14 protein-coding genes are annotated in these 18,090 nt (G+C 33.2%); 5 read left to right on the top strand and 9 right to left on the bottom strand.

Annotated elements, in window-relative coordinates; all coding sequences use genetic code 11:
• Positions 1-180 precede the first annotated feature (180 nt).
• The 4 genes from R6X41_RS18770 to metG all read right to left on the bottom strand — a co-directional run bounded on the left by R6X41_RS18770 (position 181) and on the right by metG (position 6,638).
• Positions 181-1,086 (bottom strand): histone deacetylase family protein, encoded by a 906-nt coding sequence (locus tag R6X41_RS18770; protein WP_318501895.1) that lies wholly within the window; start codon positions 1,084-1,086, stop codon positions 181-183.
• A 1-nt stretch (position 1,087) separates the two neighbouring features.
• Complete coding sequence (locus R6X41_RS18765) at positions 1,088-3,211, bottom strand: Tex family protein (protein WP_318501894.1); 2,124 nt, start codon at positions 3,209-3,211, stop codon at positions 1,088-1,090.
• A 522-nt stretch (positions 3,212-3,733) separates the two neighbouring features.
• On the bottom strand, positions 3,734-4,501 hold the full coding sequence (locus tag R6X41_RS18760; protein ID WP_318501893.1) for a copper resistance protein NlpE N-terminal domain-containing protein: 768 nt from the start codon (positions 4,499-4,501) through the stop codon (positions 3,734-3,736).
• Between the two features lie 37 nt (positions 4,502-4,538).
• On the bottom strand, positions 4,539-6,638 hold the full coding sequence (gene metG, locus R6X41_RS18755; protein ID WP_318501892.1) for a methionine--tRNA ligase: 2,100 nt from the start codon (positions 6,636-6,638) through the stop codon (positions 4,539-4,541).
• Positions 6,639-6,741: 103 nt separating this feature from the next.
• Here metG and R6X41_RS18750 point away from each other — a divergent pair, with 103 nt between their 5' ends.
• Positions 6,742-7,701 (top strand): S66 peptidase family protein, encoded by a 960-nt coding sequence (locus tag R6X41_RS18750; RefSeq protein WP_318501891.1) that lies wholly within the window; start codon positions 6,742-6,744, stop codon positions 7,699-7,701.
• Positions 7,702-7,823: 122 nt separating this feature from the next.
• The gene (locus tag R6X41_RS18745) at positions 7,824-8,060 is read left to right on the top strand and encodes an addiction module protein (RefSeq protein ID WP_318501890.1); all 237 of its coding nucleotides are present in this window, start codon (positions 7,824-7,826) and stop codon (positions 8,058-8,060) included.
• 290 nt (positions 8,061-8,350) lie between these two features.
• On the opposite strand, the gene R6X41_RS18740 is transcribed toward R6X41_RS18745, so the two are convergent.
• From R6X41_RS18740 to R6X41_RS18730, 3 genes are read right to left on the bottom strand one after another with little or no spacing between them, the layout of a single operon-like run.
• Positions 8,351-8,704 (bottom strand): hypothetical protein, encoded by a 354-nt coding sequence (locus R6X41_RS18740; RefSeq protein ID WP_318501889.1) that lies wholly within the window; start codon positions 8,702-8,704, stop codon positions 8,351-8,353.
• Positions 8,701-9,009: a hypothetical protein gene (locus tag R6X41_RS18735; RefSeq protein ID WP_318501888.1), complete on the bottom strand. Its 309-nt coding sequence runs from the start codon at positions 9,007-9,009 to the stop codon at positions 8,701-8,703. The genes R6X41_RS18740 and R6X41_RS18735 overlap by 4 nt, the downstream gene beginning before the upstream one ends.
• Positions 9,010-9,027: 18 nt before the next feature.
• Entirely contained in the window at positions 9,028-10,935 is a 1,908-nt protein-coding gene (locus R6X41_RS18730; protein WP_318501887.1) for a dipeptidyl-peptidase 5, read from the bottom strand.
• A 267-nt stretch (positions 10,936-11,202) separates the two neighbouring features.
• Here R6X41_RS18730 and R6X41_RS18725 point away from each other — a divergent pair, with 267 nt between their 5' ends.
• From R6X41_RS18725 to R6X41_RS18715, 3 genes are all read left to right on the top strand, one after another.
• Positions 11,203-11,562 carry a YraN family protein gene (locus tag R6X41_RS18725; RefSeq protein WP_318501886.1) on the top strand — a complete coding sequence of 120 codons (360 nt, stop codon included), beginning with the start codon at positions 11,203-11,205 and terminating at the stop codon, positions 11,560-11,562.
• A gap of 58 nt (positions 11,563-11,620) precedes the next feature.
• Positions 11,621-12,583 (top strand): D-2-hydroxyacid dehydrogenase, encoded by a 963-nt coding sequence (locus tag R6X41_RS18720; protein WP_318501885.1) that lies wholly within the window; start codon positions 11,621-11,623, stop codon positions 12,581-12,583.
• Positions 12,584-12,871: 288 nt separating this feature from the next.
• Complete coding sequence (locus tag R6X41_RS18715; RefSeq protein WP_318501884.1) at positions 12,872-13,171, top strand: hypothetical protein; 300 nt, start codon at positions 12,872-12,874, stop codon at positions 13,169-13,171.
• A 99-nt stretch (positions 13,172-13,270) separates the two neighbouring features.
• Here R6X41_RS18715 and R6X41_RS18710 read toward each other — a convergent pair whose 3' ends face one another.
• Both R6X41_RS18710 and mfd read right to left on the bottom strand, forming a co-directional pair.
• A complete protein-coding gene (locus tag R6X41_RS18710) occupies positions 13,271-14,575 on the bottom strand; it encodes a TlpA family protein disulfide reductase (protein WP_318501883.1) in 1,305 nt (434 codons plus the stop codon).
• A gap of 5 nt (positions 14,576-14,580) precedes the next feature.
• Positions 14,581-17,928, bottom strand: coding sequence for a transcription-repair coupling factor (mfd, locus tag R6X41_RS18705; RefSeq protein WP_318501882.1), 3,348 nt, complete (start codon positions 17,926-17,928; stop codon positions 14,581-14,583).
• Positions 17,929-18,090: the final 162 nt, after the last annotated feature.

Below are 18,090 nucleotides of genomic sequence, written 5' to 3'. Positions count from 1 at the left end.
TACAATCAAGGTCGGTTTTAAATCGATCAGAAAACTCTAGAAGATTTTGACCTGTAAATATGTTCATGTTTTAATGTGTTTCTTAGGTTTAAAGATAAGTATTTATATACTGACCTCTATAATATTTTATAAACTCGATTTTGTTAGGTGTGTTTTTAATCTATTATTCTTAAATTTTGATTAAAAATAGAGTTCTTGCGCCAATCTATAAGTATTAGCATGGGCTTCTATAATGGTTTTAATTTCAGGTGTATATCCGCCACCCATACTACACATTACTGGAATAGAATTTAATTTACAAGTTTCTAAAACAAATAGGTCTCTTGCTTTGCAGCCCTGTGTTGTTAATCCCAATTTTCCTAATTTATCCGAAGCAATAACATCTACTCCAGAAAGATAAAATATAAAATCTGGTTGCTGCTCGTCGATTAATTTTGGTAGTGTATTTTTTAAAATTTTAAGATAGGAGGTATCGGTAATATTATTATCTAATTCAATATCTAAATCGCTTTGTTCTTTTTCAAACGGATAGTTATGTTTTCCATGCATAGAAAAGGTGAAAATGCGAGGTTCGTCTTTAAATATCTCAGCTGTTCCGTTTCCTTGATGCACATCTAAATCTACTATTAGAATACGTTTTGATTTATTTTGAAGTAATAAATTTTTTGCAGCGATAGCTTGATCGTTTAACATGCAAAAGGCTTCGCCGTGGGTTGAAAATGCATGGTGTGTTCCTCCAGCAATATTCATGGCTATACCATATTTTAAAGCATATTCAGTAGCTTTTAAAGTGCCATCTGCAATAATTATTTCACGTTCTACTAATTTTCTGCTTAATGGAAATCCAATTTTTCGCGCTGCACGCTGATCTAAAGTTATATTTAATAAATCGTAAAAATAATCAGGGTCATGTACTTCTAAAATGGATTTGTGATTTTGTAGTGCTTTAGGCTTGAAAAAATTATCGGTTATACACGTGCCTTCATGTATCAATTGCAGAGGAAGTAATTCATATTTTTCCATAGGAAATCGATGTCCTTTTGGAAGCGGATGATTGTATATAGGATGGTAAGCAATTTTAAGCATGTTATTTCTGAAGCTTAAGCTGAATTCGTTTTCGAGGCACATCTACTTCTAAAACTTTCACGATAATTTGCTGATGTAAACTTACATGTTCACTCACGTCACTCACAAATACATCTGCTAAATTAGATACATGAATCAAGCCACTTTCCTTAATTCCGATATCTACAAAACATCCAAAATTTGTGATGTTATTTACAATACCTGGTAATATCTGGCCTTCTGTAAGGTCGTTAATAGTTTTTATATCCTGATTGAAAGTAAACACTTTGGCTTGTGCTCTAATATCTAAACCAGGTTTTTCCAATTCTTTTATAATATCCTGTAACGTTGGCAAACCAACCGTTTCTGAGCAATATTTTTTAAGATCTATTTTTTGAAGCACAGTCGAATTTCCGATAAGTTCTGAAATGCTTTTACCAGAATCTTTAGCCATTTGTAGAACTACAGCATAACGTTCTGGATGTACAGCAGAATCGTCTAACGGGTTTTTAGCATCTTTAATTCTTAAAAAACCAGCACCTTGCTCAAACGCTTTACCTCCTAAACGTGGAACTTTTTTTATTGCTGTTCTAGATGAAAATGCACCGTTTTCCGTTCTGTAATTTACGATGTTTTCGGCTAATTTTGGTCCAATTCCCGACACATAACTTAACAAAGAGGTGCTTGCTGTATTGATGTTTACACCAACCGAATTCACGCAATTTTCTACAACCATATCTAAACTGCTTTTAAGTTTAGACTGCTCTACATCGTGCTGATATTGTCCAACACCAATAGATTTTGCATCAATTTTAACCAGTTCCGCTAAAGGGTCTTGTAAGCGCCTTCCGATGGACACAGAGCCCCTTACGGTGATGTCGTAATTAGGAAATTCATCCCTAGCGATTTTTGATGCTGAATAAATAGATGCTCCAGCTTCACTAACCACAAATACTTGAATATATGTTTTAAAATGAATACTACGAATTAAGGTTTCTGTTTCTCTAGAAGCAGTTCCATTACCAATGGCAATAGCCTCAATTTTATAAGTATCAACCATAGAACTGATTTTTTTAATCGCTCCAACTTCATCACTTTTAGGCGGATGTGGATAAATAGTATCATTGTATTTTAAATCGCCTTGTGCATCTAAACATACAATTTTACAACCTGTTCTAAATCCAGGGTCAATCGCCAATACTCGTTTTTGTCCTAGTGGCGATCCTAAAAGCAACTGTTTTAAGTTCTTTGCAAATACATTTATTGCAGATTCGTCTGCTTTATCTTTAGCAATTTGCATCGCCTCGTTGGTTAATGCAGGTAACAATAAGCGTTTGTAGGCATCTTGAATGGCTAATGTAATTTGCTGAGCGCAAGCGTTGTTAGACCGAATAATTCGATCTTCTATTTTTGCTAAAACGACCTCATCATCAATCGCAATTTTTACACGTATAAAACCTTCTTTTTCAGCTCTTAAAATGGCCAATAATCTGTGTGATGGAATTCTACTTAAAGATTCCGTCCATTCAAAATAATCTTTGAATTTTTGAGCCTTTTCATCATCAACTTTCGTTTTAATTACTTTTGTTGAAATTGTCGCATAACGTTCCAATTGAAAACGGATATTATTTCTAACATCTGTGCGTTCGTTTACCCATTCAGAAATAATATGTCGTGCACCTTCTAAGGCATCTTCTATGGAAGTTACGTCGCCTTTTACGTATTTAAAGGCAATGGATTCCATAGCATTTGCATTCTGACTCATTATGATTTTTGCCAAAGGTTCTAAGCCTGCTTGTCTTGCTTTTTCTGCTTTGGTTTTTCTACTTTTTTTGAATGGTAGATATAAATCTTCAAGGGTAATTAAATCGGTAGTGGTTTCAATTTTTTTCTGAAGTTCATCAGTTAAAACGGCTTGTTCTGTAAGCGCTTTAATAATAGTTATTTTTCGTTTTTCAAGCGTTTCAAAAACGCTTTTATATTTTACAATATCCCCAATCTGAACCTCGTCTAAATGTCCAGTTAATTCCTTTCTGTATCGCGAAATAAACGGAATAGTACAGTCTTCATCTAATAAGTTTAACGTGTTTTTTACGCCTTGTTCTGGAAGCCGAGTTTGAGAAATAATATATTGTAAAATAGTCATGTTTTAATTTTGAAAAGGATTGTAAATATAATGATGTTAACTAGAAAAATGGATTGATAAATTTAAAAATTAATACGTGTTTTAAGGATGCAAATCAATCATGTCCTAAATTATATTATATGTTCATTTTTTTCATTGATAAAAAGATCCTTCGACTACGCTCTGGATAAACCACGCCAAAAAAATCTAGGCTTACGAACTTTTATCTAAATTTTCGTTCACTATCTAAATTTAAAGAACTCGCCACTAAAAATCAATAATATAGATACATTCGTTTAGCTCAAACAGCTTCAAATTTTACGATAAATTTTCGATAGGCCAGCCGAAAAAACAAAATTCAACTTATATAGAAAAAGAACATCTCACAACACAAGTAACACCATAAAGTCAACAGCTGTAGAACTTTTAAAAAAAAGAGACAAATCGTTTAGGACGCTATTGGATGCAGATAATAGAAAATAAAAAGACCTCACAAATAGAAATTTGGGAGGTCTTTTAAAACTTGGTTTGGGGCAAAAAAGTTTAGTCTACAAAGTAATCTATTTCAAATTTTGCCAAAGGCGCCATTCTCGCTTTATTTAAATTTAAAACACCATTTACTACAGTGTAATTATCTGTTACTTCTAATACTAGCATAAATTCATTTTCCACACTCATTTCTGGAGGACAAGCCATCATTGTACGCATCATTTTAGAAAATGCAATGCGGTTACCTTCTAATAGTTCATAGCTCCCTCCAAAGCCATTACAGCTCGAGTTTCCGCTTACGCGATTTTCTTCAGAATTAAATATTATAAAAGGTTTATTCATGACGTTGCTTATAGGCTTTCCATTAAGCTCTACTAGTTTCCAAGAGATGTCTAATAATTCTTCTGTGGGTTGTTTTTTCAAAATATAATTATTAGCTAAATCTCCAGTGATTTGTTTCCCTTTTTGATCTAAATGGGTAAGCGTGTTTTCTCCAACAAAATAACTTTGTGACATACCACCTGCATCTAATATTACCGTGTTTCCTGCTTTATTCCATATAAAAGTACCTGTAACTGAAGAAATTTCATCAGATTTTCCAACATACTGTGTTTTTTTAGAGAACGTTAAATCTGTATGTAATGTAATTACAGTTTTAAGACCATCGCAGTCTGCACAAGGAATTGTACCTACATAAGTACCATCCCAATCTAAACTATTCATGCTATTATGTGCATTATCTGTATCGGTTGTATCTTTAGTCGATTTACAACTTACAATCAGAATAGCAATTATTAAAAATGGTAATACTTTTTTTATCATAATATTTAGTTTAAACAGTTTTAGAGTTGGAAAAAACCTAGCTAATTTGCAATCCGTTTGTAGCTCCATCTTCATCTGGATTTACAAACACTAATTTACCTTCGGCAGTTTCAGTCATTAAAATCATGCCTTCACTTTCTACACCACGTAACGCTCTAGGCGCTAAGTTTACAAGAACAGTCACGCGTTTTCCTATAATGTCTTCTGGTTTAAAACTTTCTGCAATTCCAGAAACAATAGTTCTTACATCAATTCCTGTATCTACTTTTAAAACAAGTAGCTTTTTAGCTTTCGGCATTTTCTCTGCTTCTAAAATCGTGCCAACACGCAAGTCTAATTTAGAGAAATCGTCGAATGTAATGGTATCTTTTTGAGGTTCAGTAACTTTATTAGCCGCTTCGTTTGCTTTTTTACTTGCAATTAATTTGTCTAATTGGTATTGAATGGTATCATCTTCTATTTTAGAGAACAATAATTCCCCTTTTTCTATTTGATGTTCTGCAGGAAGTAAAACATCTTTTGTTGAAATGCTATCCCAAGTGTTCCTATCTGAAATATTTAACATCCCTTTTAATTTTGTTGAAGTAAAAGGTAAGAATGGTTCGCAAAGTGTTGCTAATCCTGAAGCAATTTGGAGTGCGACAAACATTACGGTTTGTGTTCGTACTTCATCTACTTTAATTGTTTTCCAAGGCTCTTCGTCGGCTAAATATTTATTTCCAAGTCGTGCTAAATTCATTAATTCCTGACTTCCTTCACGGAATCTGTAACGTTCTATAGAACTTGAAATTACAGACGGATATGCTTTTAAAGCAGCTAAAGTTTCTTCGTCTATTTGAGAGAATTCGCTTGGTGCTGGAACGATTCCGTTATAATATTTATTAGTTAAAACTACGACACGATTAATGAAGTTTCCGAAGATAGCAACCAATTCATTGTTGTTTCTTGCTTGGAAATCTTTCCATGTAAAGTCGTTATCTTTAGTTTCTGGAGCATTTGCTGTTAAGGCATAACGCAACACATCTTGCTGGTTTGGAAAATCTTCTAAATACTCAGGTAACCAAACGGCCCAGTTTTTAGATGTTGATAATTTGTTGCCTTCTAAATTTAAAAATTCGTTAGCTGGTACATTTTCTGGTAGTATGTAAGAGCCTTCAGCTTTTAACATCGCAGGGAAAATAATACAGTGAAACACAATATTGTCTTTTCCTATAAAATGCACTAAAGTCGTGTCTTTATCTTTCCAATACGGTTCCCAGTCTTTTCCTTCGCGAGCAGCCCATTCTTTGGTTGAAGAGATATAACCAATTGGTGCATCGAACCACACATAAAGTACTTTTCCATCTGCGCCTTCTAGAGGTACAGGAATTCCCCAATCTAAATCGCGAGTTACTGCACGAGGTCTTAATCCGTCGTCTATCCAAGATTTTACTTGTCCGTAAACGTTAGGTTTCCAATCTTTTTTATGTCCTTTTAAGATCCATTCTTTTAAAAATGCTTCGTGTTTATCTAAGGGTAAAAACCAATGTTTCGTTTGTTTTAATGTTGGTACATTTCCAGTTATCGCAGATTTCGGATTAATTAAATCTGTAGCGTTTAAACTGCTTCCACATTTTTCACATTGATCGCCATAAGCTTCTTCATTTCCACATTTCGGACACGTTCCTGTTACAAAACGGTCTGCTAAAAACTGATTTGCTTCTTCGTCGTATAATTGTTCTGTGGTTTCTTCATTAAATTCGCCTTTATTATATAAAGTGGTAAAAAACTCTGAAGCGGTATCGTGATGAATTTTAGCTGAAGTTCTTGAATAATTATCAAATGATACTCCAAAATCTTCAAACGATGTTTTTATGATAGCATGATATTTATCTACAATATCTTGAGGTGTTACACCTTCTTTTTTTGCTTTAATAGTAATGGGTACACCATGTTCGTCACTTCCGCAAATAAAAAGTACATCGTTTCCTGTTAAGCGTAAATATCTGGCATAAATATCTGCAGGTACGTAAACACCGGCTAAATGGCCAATATGTATTGGACCGTTGGTGTAAGGTAACGCTGCTGTAATGGTATATCTTTTAGACATGTCTGATTTCTGTTTTAAAGGCACAAAAGTACGCAATTCATTAACCATTTAGAAAAAAAATGTACTTTTACAAAAAGCACATTTTATGTCCCTTAACAGAATATTTCTAATCCTATTTTTTATTGTTTTCAGTTTAAAAACGAGTCCGATAATGGCACAACATATAGACAAAACTTTTATATCTACACATAATACATATATACAACCACCGCATTTAAAAGCAGGGGATACTGTTGCGATTGTGGCGCCTTCTGGAGTGTTAAAAAATAAGGATGATGAAGTGGCGCGTGCTGTTGCTTTACTGAAAAGTTGGGGATTACATACTGTTATTGGTGAACATGTGTTTGAACAAAATGGGCATTTTGCTGGCACAGATAAACAACGTGCAGCCGATTTTCAGAAGGCCTTAGACGATCCTAAAATTAAAGCGATTTGGTGTGCTCGTGGCGGATATGGTACCGTTAGAATGTTAGATTTATTAGATTACACTACATTTAAAAAACAACCAAAATGGGTGATTGGTTATTCTGATATTACAGGGATTCATAGCCAAATTCATAATTTAGGATATCAATCTTTACATTCTATGATGTGTAGTAGTTTGCCTCAGAATTTATCCGATATTCCTGAAACGATTTCAACATTTAAAGATGCCATTTTCGGAACACCTTTATCTTATACGTTACAAGGCTCTAGCTATAATAAAAAAGGTATGGTTACGGCCCCAATTACAGGAGGGAACTTAACATTATTGAACAGTATGTTAGGTTCTGAAACAAGTATTAATACAGCTGGAGATATTCTTTTTATTGAAGAAATAGGCGAGTATGCATACCACATAGACCGTATGTTACAGAGTTTAAAGCGTGCTGGATATTTCGAAAACTGTCGTGGTATTCTTGTAGGTGATATGAGTAAAGTGAGAAAAAACACAACAGAATTTGGTAGAACAATAGATGAAATTATTCTAGATGTTGTTGCAGAATATAATTTCCCGGTAGCTTTTAATATGCCGGCAGGTCACGAAAAGGATAATCGTGCTATAATTTTGGGTTGTAAAGTAACGATGAAGGTTGAAAAGGATGAGACAACTTTGGTTTTTCATGAGTAAGTCAGAAAAGAGTCCCAAAGCCTAAACGTCTTTAGATTCGTCATACCGAACCTGATTCGGGATCTCAATAGATTAGGTTTACTTTTAGTAATTGCATATTTACATGAATACAAGTGATTATTATGGCGACAATTGATTTAAGAAATACAGTCAAGGAATATGTTAATTCAGCAGATGTAAGACTTTTAAAACTTATGAAAGCCTTAGCTGAAAGCTATCAGAAAGATGAGGAAGAGCTTTCGTTAAGTGAAAATCAATATCAGATTATTGATGATAGAAGAAAATCCCATTTAAAAGGAGAAAGTAAATCTTTTACCTGGGAAGAAGTCAAAGATAACGCAAGGAATGCTGCCAAATAGTGTATATGTTATAGAGATTAAAGAAGAGGCTAATTCAGAAATAATTGAAGCTTACTTTATTATGAAAATAAAAACATAGGGCTAGGAGAGGAATTTTTAGAACATTTAGATGTTTATTTCCAAAGACTTAAAATTAATCCTAAACACTTTCCGAAAAAAAAAACTTATAGAGAGGCTTTCTTAAAACGTTTTCCTTTCTTGATTATTCATCAAATTGAAAAGAATAAAATAATTATGTATTCTATATTTAATACTTGGTAAAATCCTGACAAAAAGATTATTTAGTCGATTCAGTACAACTTTTTTTGAAACCAGTAAAATCCCAAACTTCCCAAGCTATACAATAAAACATCAATCCAATCTGCAGTATATCTAGAGTTTGATTGTGGTAGTAGCCATTCGAAAAGTATAGCATAAAACAGGGTTAAAATTATAATAGGCCCTAGAGGTAAGTATAAATTAAAATCTCCCTTAATACCTCGAATTCCGAGTAAACAGAACGTTAACACTAAAGGCATACATAAAGCATCATTCACGTAAAATCGAATCCAATTGGGGAGTTCTATAGTAAAGATATTTGATAGGTAAACGACACTTGCAATAGCCAGACATAATAAAAATACAGGCTGTTTTAATATTTTCATGCGGCCAAGAAAGTAAATAACCAAGCGAAAAAAGCACCAATCGCGATAACAATCATAGCAACCGATTTCATTATTTTAGCACCGATACGCACTATTAAATAATTACTGTTTTCTCCTGATTCAATCCAGGAAGGCGATGATTTCTTTTTAGTTTCCTCACGCTCTTTACGCTTTTTCTCTTGCTCTTCATGAGCTAATTCACGTCTTTTTTTATAAGAAAGTAGGGTGCCGCAGTTCGAACAATGATCAGCATTCGTGTTGAATAACCCACAATTTGGACATTTTATTTGAACTGTACCACCCATATTTTTAATCTTTAAAGTTTATAAGGTTTCTTTTAACCATTTATAGAATTCATGTTGCCAAACTAATGCGTTTTGAGGTTTTAATACCCAGTGGTTTTCTTCTGGGAAATATAGTAGTTTACTTTCTATTCCGCGTAATTGTGCGGCTTGAAAAGCACTTAAACCTTGTTCTATAGGTACACGATAATCTTTTCCTCCTTGAATAATAAGAATTGGTGTGTCCCATTTATCTACATGAGTAATTGGGTTAAATTCGTTATACGCTTTCTGAGCAGTTTTATTAGAAATATCCCAATAGTTTCCACCAAAATCATGATTTACAAAAAAGATTTCTTCTGTTGTTCCTGCCATAGACCTGGTGTCGAAAACACCATCGTGAGCAATAAAAGATTTAAAACGTTTGTTGTGAATTCCGGCCAAATAAAATACAGAATATCCACCGTAACTTGCGCCAATTGCACCTAGTCTGTCATTGTCTACATAAGATTCTTTTGCAACATCGTCAATCGCAGAAAGATAATCATCCATAACTTGTCCTCCCCAATCTTTACTTATAGCTTCATTCCATTCTACACCATGTCCTGGCATACCTCTACGATTTGGAGCTACAATAATATAACCTTGAGAAGCCATTAGTTGGAAATTCCAACGGTATGAATAAAATTGTGATAATGCTGATTGTGGTCCGCCTTGGGCATATAATAAAGTTGGATATTTTTTAGTAGCGTCGAAATTAGGAGGTAAAATTACCCACACTAACATTTGTTTATTATCGGTTGTTGTAACGTAACGTTTTTCAACTTTAGGTAAATCTAAACCACTATAAAATTTATCGTTTACAGTTGATAATTGTTTGAATGTTTTTTCTTTTAATTGAAAAGAAAAAATCTCAGTTGCATGGTTCATGTCACCTCGCGTTACAATAAGCGCATCATCCAGTTCTGTAACAATTCCTCTAATATCAAATTCACCTTCAGATAATTGTTCTACTACGGGAGCGATTCTTTTTTTGCCTGGATAATTCACCGAAAATAACTGAATAGTTCCATCAACCGCAGCTGTAAAATAGAGCTTCGACCCGTCTTTACTCCACGTAAAACTATTTACAGTGCCATCCCATTGTTGGGTTAAATTTTGTTTTATGCCATTCTCTAAAACTACAATATCATTCTTGTCACTTTCGTAACCATCAGTTTTCATTTGTAACCAACCTAAAGCTCCTGATTTTGAAAATGCAGGATTGGTATCGTAACCTTTATTACCTTCTGTAATATTTGTTGTGGTTTTGCTTGCGATATCGTATTTGTAAATATCTGTGTTTGTACTTGTGGCGTAAGCTTTTCCTTTTAATTTTTTACTTACATAGTAAATACTTTTGCTGTCTGGAGACCAAATATAATCTTTGTCACCACCAAACGGGCGTTGGGGTGCATAGTAAGGTTCGGTAGGCATTATGTCTGTTGCAGACTCGTCTTCGGCATTTACTTTTTTATAAAATACGTGCTCGTAAGACCCGTCGCTCCAAGTATCCCAATGGCGATTGTCAAGCTCAGTAAATACATAAGCATCTGCTTTATCTAGATTTTTATATAAATCTTTCCCTTTAATATCATTTAAATGCACCGCTTTATGAAACAGTTTTAAAGCACCATCTGGCGATATATTTTTATCTGAAACTACAGCGTCTTCTTTTTCGATCTTTATGGCAGTACCACCATCTATAGGAATTTTATAGTACGTGATATCGAAATCATTATTTTCAATATTTGGAATTTTTATACTATAAAAAATCTGTGAAGCATCTTCAGACACTCCCATAACACTTATGCGTTTTACACTCCAAAGTAATTCTGGGTTCATTACATTTTGAGCGGTAGATAAATTGCTAGTAATCAATGTGATTAGAATTAGGATTAGTTTTTTCATTTTTTGCGTATTAACTCAACCAAAGATACAGGTTTAGAGCTATTTCGTCTATTAAAGTTTTTATAAATTGAAGGAATAGTTGAAGGGTTTTAAACTCAATTCTGTTCGTCCCAAAAAAGTTGTTGGCTCTCATTTAATTCAAATTCAGAGACTTCTTTATAAAACAATTTTAATCGTAATCTGACTGAGAACTGAAACTCAAATTCTCAAAATAATGAAATGTTATCTTGTTTTTGTAATTTGTAAAGCGTTTAGAATAAAATAAATATGGCAGAACATAATGCTTTAGGGAAGTTAGGAGAAGAAGAAGCTGTCCGTTTTTTGCTAAAAAATGGCTATCAAATTTTAGAACGGAATTATCGCTATCAAAAAGCTGAGGTTGATATTTTGGCAAAAAAAGATGGTATTTTAGCTGTGGTTGAAGTAAAAACACGATCGTCTTCATTTTTTGGAAGTCCTCAAGATTTTTTGAAACCAAAGCAAATTCAGCGATTAATAACAGCCGTCGATGCATATATAACTATAAATGCATTGGATTTGGAAGTTCGTTTCGATATTATTGCTATTGTAAAAACCAAAAAAGGTTTAGAGTTGGAACATCTAGAAAATGCTTTTTATCATTTTTAATTACTAACTGTCTCACTTTTAAACGTTTTAAAGACTAAGAAAAATAAATTAGAATAAGATGAAACTTGTAGTGTTAGATGGCTATGCTTTAAATCCAGGAGATTTAAGTTGGGATGCCTTGAAAGCCCTTGGAGATATAACTATTTTTGATCGTACAGATTCTGATACGGATGCCATTCTTGAGGCTATTGGAGATGCCGAAGCCGTAATTACGAATAAAGTGCCTTTGTCTAGAGCTGTATTAACCCGTTTGCCTCAATTAAAATATATTGGAATCACAGCAACGGGTACTAATAATATAGATATAGAAACAGCCAAAAATCAACAGATTATCGTTACTAATGTACCAGCTTATGGTACCGCCTCTGTGGCGCAATTTACTATGGCGATGTTGTTAGAACTTTGCCATCATATTGGCGATCATAATTTGGCAGTACAATCTGGCCAATGGACAAAATCTCTGGATTTCTGTTTTTGGAATAGTCCGCTTATTGAATTGGCGGGAAAAACTATGGGAATTATTGGTTTTGGACAAATTGGTAAGGCTACAGCTGCTTTGGCACAAGCTTTTGGTTTAAACGTTTTAGTGAATAATAGAACGGTTTATTCGGAATTTGAAACAGAAACCTGTTGTTTTGTAAATCTTGATACATTATTAGCAGAATCTGATATTATCAGTTTACATTGCCCGATGACAGATGCTACCGAGGGGCTTGTTAATTCTGGCTCTATTGCTAAAATGAAAAACGGTGTATTTATAATTAATACCTCTAGAGGTGGGCTAATTGTAGAAACAGATTTAGCTAATGCTTTAGATTCTGGAAAAGTAGCTGGAGCTGCCGTAGATGTTGTGTCTAAAGAACCTATCGCTAATAATAATCCATTATTAAATGCTAAAAATTGTATTATAACTCCACATATTGCATGGGCTCCTATCGAATCAAGAAGCCGTTGTCTGCAAATTGCCGTAGATAATTTTGAAGGGTTTATTAAGGGTAATCCAATACATGTTGTGTCTTAACATCATAAATTTTAAAAGTAAATTCAGGTAACGTAATTTTTATATATTATCGAATTACAGCGCCTTCATTTTTGAAATTTAGTAATTACAATTTGTAATAATAAAGGTTCAATAATTTAGGTGTTCATTTTAGTTAATGCTATGCGTTTTTATGACTAAAAAGGTGTGTCCTAAATCATTTTTGAATTTACAGGAAGTCTTGTGTGCACTGGCCTTTGAGGATGTTATTGTGTATTCATATCAAAAAAATGCGATGTCTGAAAAGTTTGTGTTTTTTATTGTGTAGTGTTGTGTTTTAATTATTCTTTAGCGCAATCATTATGTACATTTCCCAAAGATTATACGGTTTTAGAAATTGAGACTTCAAAAACAGATTCAAGAATCCAAAAAGCAAATACGCCACATCTTGTAGTTTACAATAAAACCAAAACAGGGGAAATTAAACCAGAATCTAAAACGTATGTTTTAAGTATTTTGAATGATTTGATTTATCATGGTGCCCAAGGTGTTGTTTTAGGCTGTACCGATATTTTTGATAAGACTGCAATTCACTCGCTATTTGGAGTTGACTATATTTTAAATAAATAAGGCCATTTATTGGTTTAAGAACTTGTTGTAAAGCTGAACAATCTTAGTGTTGTTCAGCTTTTTTTATGTTGAATTATTTTCTTGTTGTAGCTCTTTTATTTATGATTTCTGTGCATCCAAAAAAGTAATTAAAGCTTCAACATCATCTGGTTTTGCTACAATTTTCTTGTTTTTGTCTAACACAAAAAATGTTGGTGTCTCCGATATACCGTAATCTATAGTAATAGGGTTGTTCCATTTTCCAAAGCCATAAATTTGAGTAAATTCAGGATAATCGGCAATTGTTTTTTCCCAATTAGGACGCTCGTCTTCTAATCCGATAGCTAGTACCTGAATGTTCGCTTTATTTCCTAAGTAATTTTTTAATACAGGTAATTCAGTTAAGCAATGAGAGCATGTACTACTCCAAAAGGCAACGATATAAAAGTCTTTTCCTCTAAGTAAACTTAGTTTGCTGCTGCCTTGTTTAGAGGGCCAAGAAAAATCTGGAGCAGTTGCGCCAATGGCTGTGTTTTGAAATGCTTTCATGTCAGATAATAGCATTTCATCTTTTACAGGATCTAATAATTTTTCTAAATATTTTGAAGAAATATAATTAGCAACCTCCTCGTTATTACGGTCCTTAAATTGACTCCATAAGACTTCTAAAATTGATTTCTGAATTGCTTTTTCTTTTGAAGTGACGCGAACAACATCGTCTATATTGTTTTTATACGAGGTGTTTTTTGCTTGTTTGTCTGCAAAAATAAAGACGTAATTTAAAGCCGAATCCATTAAAAAACTAGAGTTTTGTAACACAGGGTTGCTAAAATCTATCGGTTTAAAATAATTAATTTTATAGTTATTATAATAGGTTGCTGCATCTTCAAAAGTTGTAGGAATATATGGTTTTTCAGCTTTAATAAAGACATGTGCTAACATCCCTTCTGAGGCTGTTTCTGCAGTGTCTTGAATCGATTTTAATTCAGAAATACACGCGGTGTATTCCGCTTTATTTTGATCGCCTTTTCCATAAAAAGTGTTGAGTTTACTTTTAATGGAATACATGTTGTCTCTATAATTACTTAACAGTATATTTTCTTTTGAAAGTAGAAAACTAGCGCCGTTTTTTTGATCGTATTTAAATACGATATCTTCATTATTATAAATAAAATTGAAATTATATTGTTCTTGCGGTAAGGCATAAACAATACGATACATACCTGGTTTTAGAGAGGCATCTAGGGGGATTTCAAAATTACCATTTACAATATCTGCATTGTTAATGTAATCGTTTTTAGAGGAGTCTAATTTATATAAAATGGCAGCTTTAAAACTGGCAGCAGGGGTAAATGTTCCTGATATTTTGTGTTGAGCCAACATTACAGATGGAAGTAATAAAAGTGCAAAAATTAATTTTTTCATGTGTTTTAATTTAATATGGGTTGTAAAGCAAGTAAGGCTTGTTTTACGGTTTTAATATGATCGAAAGTTAAAAGTAAACGCAATCCTGCACGCGTTTGTTTTTCTTTCATTTTACATGCTTTTGGATTGGATTGAACGAACTTTAAAATGTTTGTAAAACTAGCGCTTTGATAGAATGAACTTTTTTGATCACTAACAAAATAGCCAACCATTTTGCCATGTTTCATAATTATTTTTTCTAACCCAATACTTGTTGCAAGCCACTTTACGCGAACGCTGTTAAGTAAATCTACAACCTGTACTGGTAATTCTCCAAAACGGTCAATTATGTCTTTTTCGAAGGTTTTTAATTCATCTTCAGTTTTTAAATTATTAAGTTGAGTGTATAAGTTTAAACGTTCGGCAATATTGTTTACATAATCGTCTGGAAATAGTAATTCAAAATCGGTATCGATGTTAATATCTTTAACGTATTCCTTTGGTTTTCCTTCTTCCTCTGGATATAAATCTTTGAACTCGTTTTCCTTTAATTCTTCAATAGCTTCATTTAAAATTTTCTGATACGTGTCGAAACCAATATCATTTATAAATCCGCTTTGTTCACCACCCAGTAAATCACCAGCTCCACGAATTTCTAAATCTTTCATCGCGATTTTAAATCCGCTTCCTAATTCTGTAAATTGCTCTAAAGCAGTAATACGTTTTCTAGCATCGGCAGTCATAGAAGAATATTCTGGTGTAATAAAATAACAGAATGCTTTTTTGTTACTTCTTCCTACACGACCACGCATTTGGTGTAAATCGCTCAATCCAAAATTATTGGCATTATTTATAAAAATAGTGTTTGCATTTGGTACATCTAAACCACTTTCTACGATTGTTGTACTCACTAGAACATCGAAATCCCCATTCATAAAAGACAACATCAAGTTTTCTAATTTTTTACCTTCCATCTGTCCATGACCAATACCTACTTTGGCATCGGGAACCAAACGCTGAATTAAGCCTGCGACTTCCTTGATGTTTTCAATACGATTATGAATGAAATAAATTTGTCCACCACGCTGAATTTCATAACTCACAGCATCGCGAATTGTTTCTTCGTCAAAGCGTATTACATTACTTTCAATTGGGTAACGGTTCGGGGGTGGTGTAGTAATTATTGATAAATCTCGCGCAGCCATTAAACTAAACTGAAGTGTTCTTGGTATTGGTGTTGCGGTTAAGGTTAAGACATCTACGTTATCTTTTAAAGTCTTTAATTTTTCTTTTACGGCTACTCCAAATTTCTGTTCTTCATCTACAATTAAAAGTCCCAAATCTTTAAATACCACACTTTTATTCACCAATTGGTGTGTGCCTATAATAATATCTACATGCCCTTTTTCTAAACGATCTAGCGTATCGCGTTTCTCTTTGGCGGTTCTAAAACGGTTTACATAATCTACCGTAACAGGAAAGTCTTTTAAACGTTCGGTAAAAGTTTTATTGTGCTGATAAGCCAATATGGTTGTCGGTACCAAAACAGCCACTTGTTTGCCATTATCTACTGCTTTAAAAGCAGCACGTATAGCGACCTCTGTTTTTCCAAAACCAACATCTCCACAAACCAAACGATCCATTGGGCGTTCGCTTTCCATATCGTTTTTAATATCGGCTGTAGACGAGCTTTGGTCTGGAGTGTCTTCGTAAATAAAAGAGGCTTCTAATTCGTGTTGTAAATAACTATCGGGATTGTATTGATAGCCTTTTTCAAGCTTACGTTTTGCGTAAAGTTGAATCAGGTTAAAAGCAATTTCCTTAACTCTGGTTTTTGTTTTTTGTTTTAAAACTTTCCAAGCATTACTACCTAGTTTATGAATTTTAGGTGGCTTTCCATCTTTTCCATTAAACTTGGTTATTTTATGAAGCGCATGTATGCTTAAATATAAAATATCGCGCTCCCCATAAATCAGTTTTATAGCTTCTTGTTTTTTGCCTTCAACATCTATCTTTTGAAGTCCGCCAAAGCGTCCAACACCATGATCGATATGGGTAACATAATCGCCAATTTCTAAATTGGTAAGCTCTTTTAAAGATATAGCTTGCTTTTTAGCATAGCCGTTTTTAAGGCTGAATTTATGATAACGTTCAAAAATTTGATGATCGGTATAACATAGCACTTTATTATCGTGATCGATAAATCCTTGATGTAGTGATAATACTATAGCTTGATAAGATACGCCTTGTTCTATGTCTTTAAAAATATCATGAAAACGTTTGGCTTGTTGCTCACTTACACAGGCAATATAATTGGTAAAACCTTTATTGTTATTACTATTTAAATCGTCTATTAAAAGATCGAATTGTTTATTAAATGAAGGTTGTGGAGTCGTGTTGTAAATAATGGATTCTTGACTAACATTATGGAAATAATATCCGCTACCAAATTCAACTATTGTAAATTTTAAAAGTTGTTTTTTTAGTAATTCAGAATTGCAAAATAACTCGTTTGGAGCATTGTGTTTTAATTCAGAATTTAGGTTTTTGAAAGCCTCTTCTGCTTTGTTAAATAGGACATCGCTACCGGAAAATAATAACTGACTATTTTTAGAAAAAACAACCGTTTTAGACGATATATATTCAATAAAACTTTCGCGACTTTCATCTAGAAATTTATTTTCAACATTAGGAATAATGCTGATTTTTTTGACTTGTTGTGTAGATAATTGGGTTTCTACATCGAATGTTCGAATGCTATCAACATCATCGCCAAAAAATTCTATTCTATAGGGTTCGTCGTGAGAAAAAGAAAAAACATCTACAATACCTCCACGGACTGAAAATTCGCCAGGTTCTGTAACAAAATCGACACGTTTAAATTTGTATTCGAATAAAATTTCGTTTACAAAATCTATCGATAAATTATCGTTTAAAGCAATTTTTAAAGTGTTGCGTTCTAACTCTTTTTTAGTGACTACTTTTTCGAATAGCGCATCTGTATAGGTTACTATTATTGCTGGTTTTTTACGCGAATTTATCCGGTTTAAAACTTCGGCACGTAACAAAACATTTGCGTTGTCGGTTTCTTCAATTTGATATGGCCTACGATAACTTCCTGGATAAAAGAGAACATCTTTAGTGTTTAAAAGCTGTTCTAGATCGTTTAAAAAATAGGCAGATTCTTCTTTATCGTTAAATATAAGGAGAAATGGTTTTTCGGAATATTTAAAAACTTCGGCGATAACTAAAGAAAACGAGGATCCTACAAGGCCCTTTAAAACCGTTTTACTTTCGTTTTTAGAAATAGCAAGCTGCAAATTTTGCGTTTGCAAAGTTTGTGCAAAAGTTTGCAAGAGATTGTTTTTACTCAAGACAATTAATTTTGTGCAAATATAAGGTATGTCTTTAGAAAATATGTTAACGATTTATGAATTTAAAAATCATAAATATTTCATATTTATTAAATTTGAGCATAAAAAATAGCGATATTTAAATAAATTAGCAGTTAAAGTTTATTTATATTCGTCCACTAA

The organism is Formosa sejongensis, assembly GCF_033447105.1.
Taxonomy (GTDB): Bacteria; Bacteroidota; Bacteroidia; order Flavobacteriales; family Flavobacteriaceae; genus Formosa.
Note: the sequence above shows the minus strand (reverse complement) of the source record. Positions and strands in the feature narration are given on the sequence as shown.

What these genes read in the sequence shown, in the direction of transcription:
- R6X41_RS18770 (WP_318501895.1), bottom strand. Translation starts at nt 1,086, where the DNA reads ATGCTTAAAATTGCTTACCATCCTATATACAATCATCCGCTTCCAAAA.
- R6X41_RS18765 (WP_318501894.1), bottom strand. Translation starts at nt 3,211, where the DNA reads ATGACTATTTTACAATATATTATTTCTCAAACTCGGCTTCCAGAACAA.
- R6X41_RS18760 (WP_318501893.1), bottom strand. Translation starts at nt 4,501, where the DNA reads ATGATAAAAAAAGTATTACCATTTTTAATAATTGCTATTCTGATTGTA.
- metG (WP_318501892.1), bottom strand. Translation starts at nt 6,638, where the DNA reads ATGGTTAATGAATTGCGTACTTTTGTGCCTTTAAAACAGAAATCAGAC.
- R6X41_RS18750 (WP_318501891.1), top strand. Translation starts at nt 6,742, where the DNA reads ATGGCACAACATATAGACAAAACTTTTATATCTACACATAATACATAT.
- R6X41_RS18745 (WP_318501890.1), top strand. Translation starts at nt 7,824, where the DNA reads ATGGCGACAATTGATTTAAGAAATACAGTCAAGGAATATGTTAATTCA.
- R6X41_RS18740 (WP_318501889.1), bottom strand. Translation starts at nt 8,704, where the DNA reads ATGAAAATATTAAAACAGCCTGTATTTTTATTATGTCTGGCTATTGCA.
- R6X41_RS18735 (WP_318501888.1), bottom strand. Translation starts at nt 9,009, where the DNA reads ATGGGTGGTACAGTTCAAATAAAATGTCCAAATTGTGGGTTATTCAAC.
- R6X41_RS18730 (WP_318501887.1), bottom strand. Translation starts at nt 10,935, where the DNA reads ATGAAAAAACTAATCCTAATTCTAATCACATTGATTACTAGCAATTTA.
- R6X41_RS18725 (WP_318501886.1), top strand. Translation starts at nt 11,203, where the DNA reads ATGGCAGAACATAATGCTTTAGGGAAGTTAGGAGAAGAAGAAGCTGTC.
- R6X41_RS18720 (WP_318501885.1), top strand. Translation starts at nt 11,621, where the DNA reads ATGAAACTTGTAGTGTTAGATGGCTATGCTTTAAATCCAGGAGATTTA.
- R6X41_RS18710 (WP_318501883.1), bottom strand. Translation starts at nt 14,575, where the DNA reads ATGAAAAAATTAATTTTTGCACTTTTATTACTTCCATCTGTAATGTTG.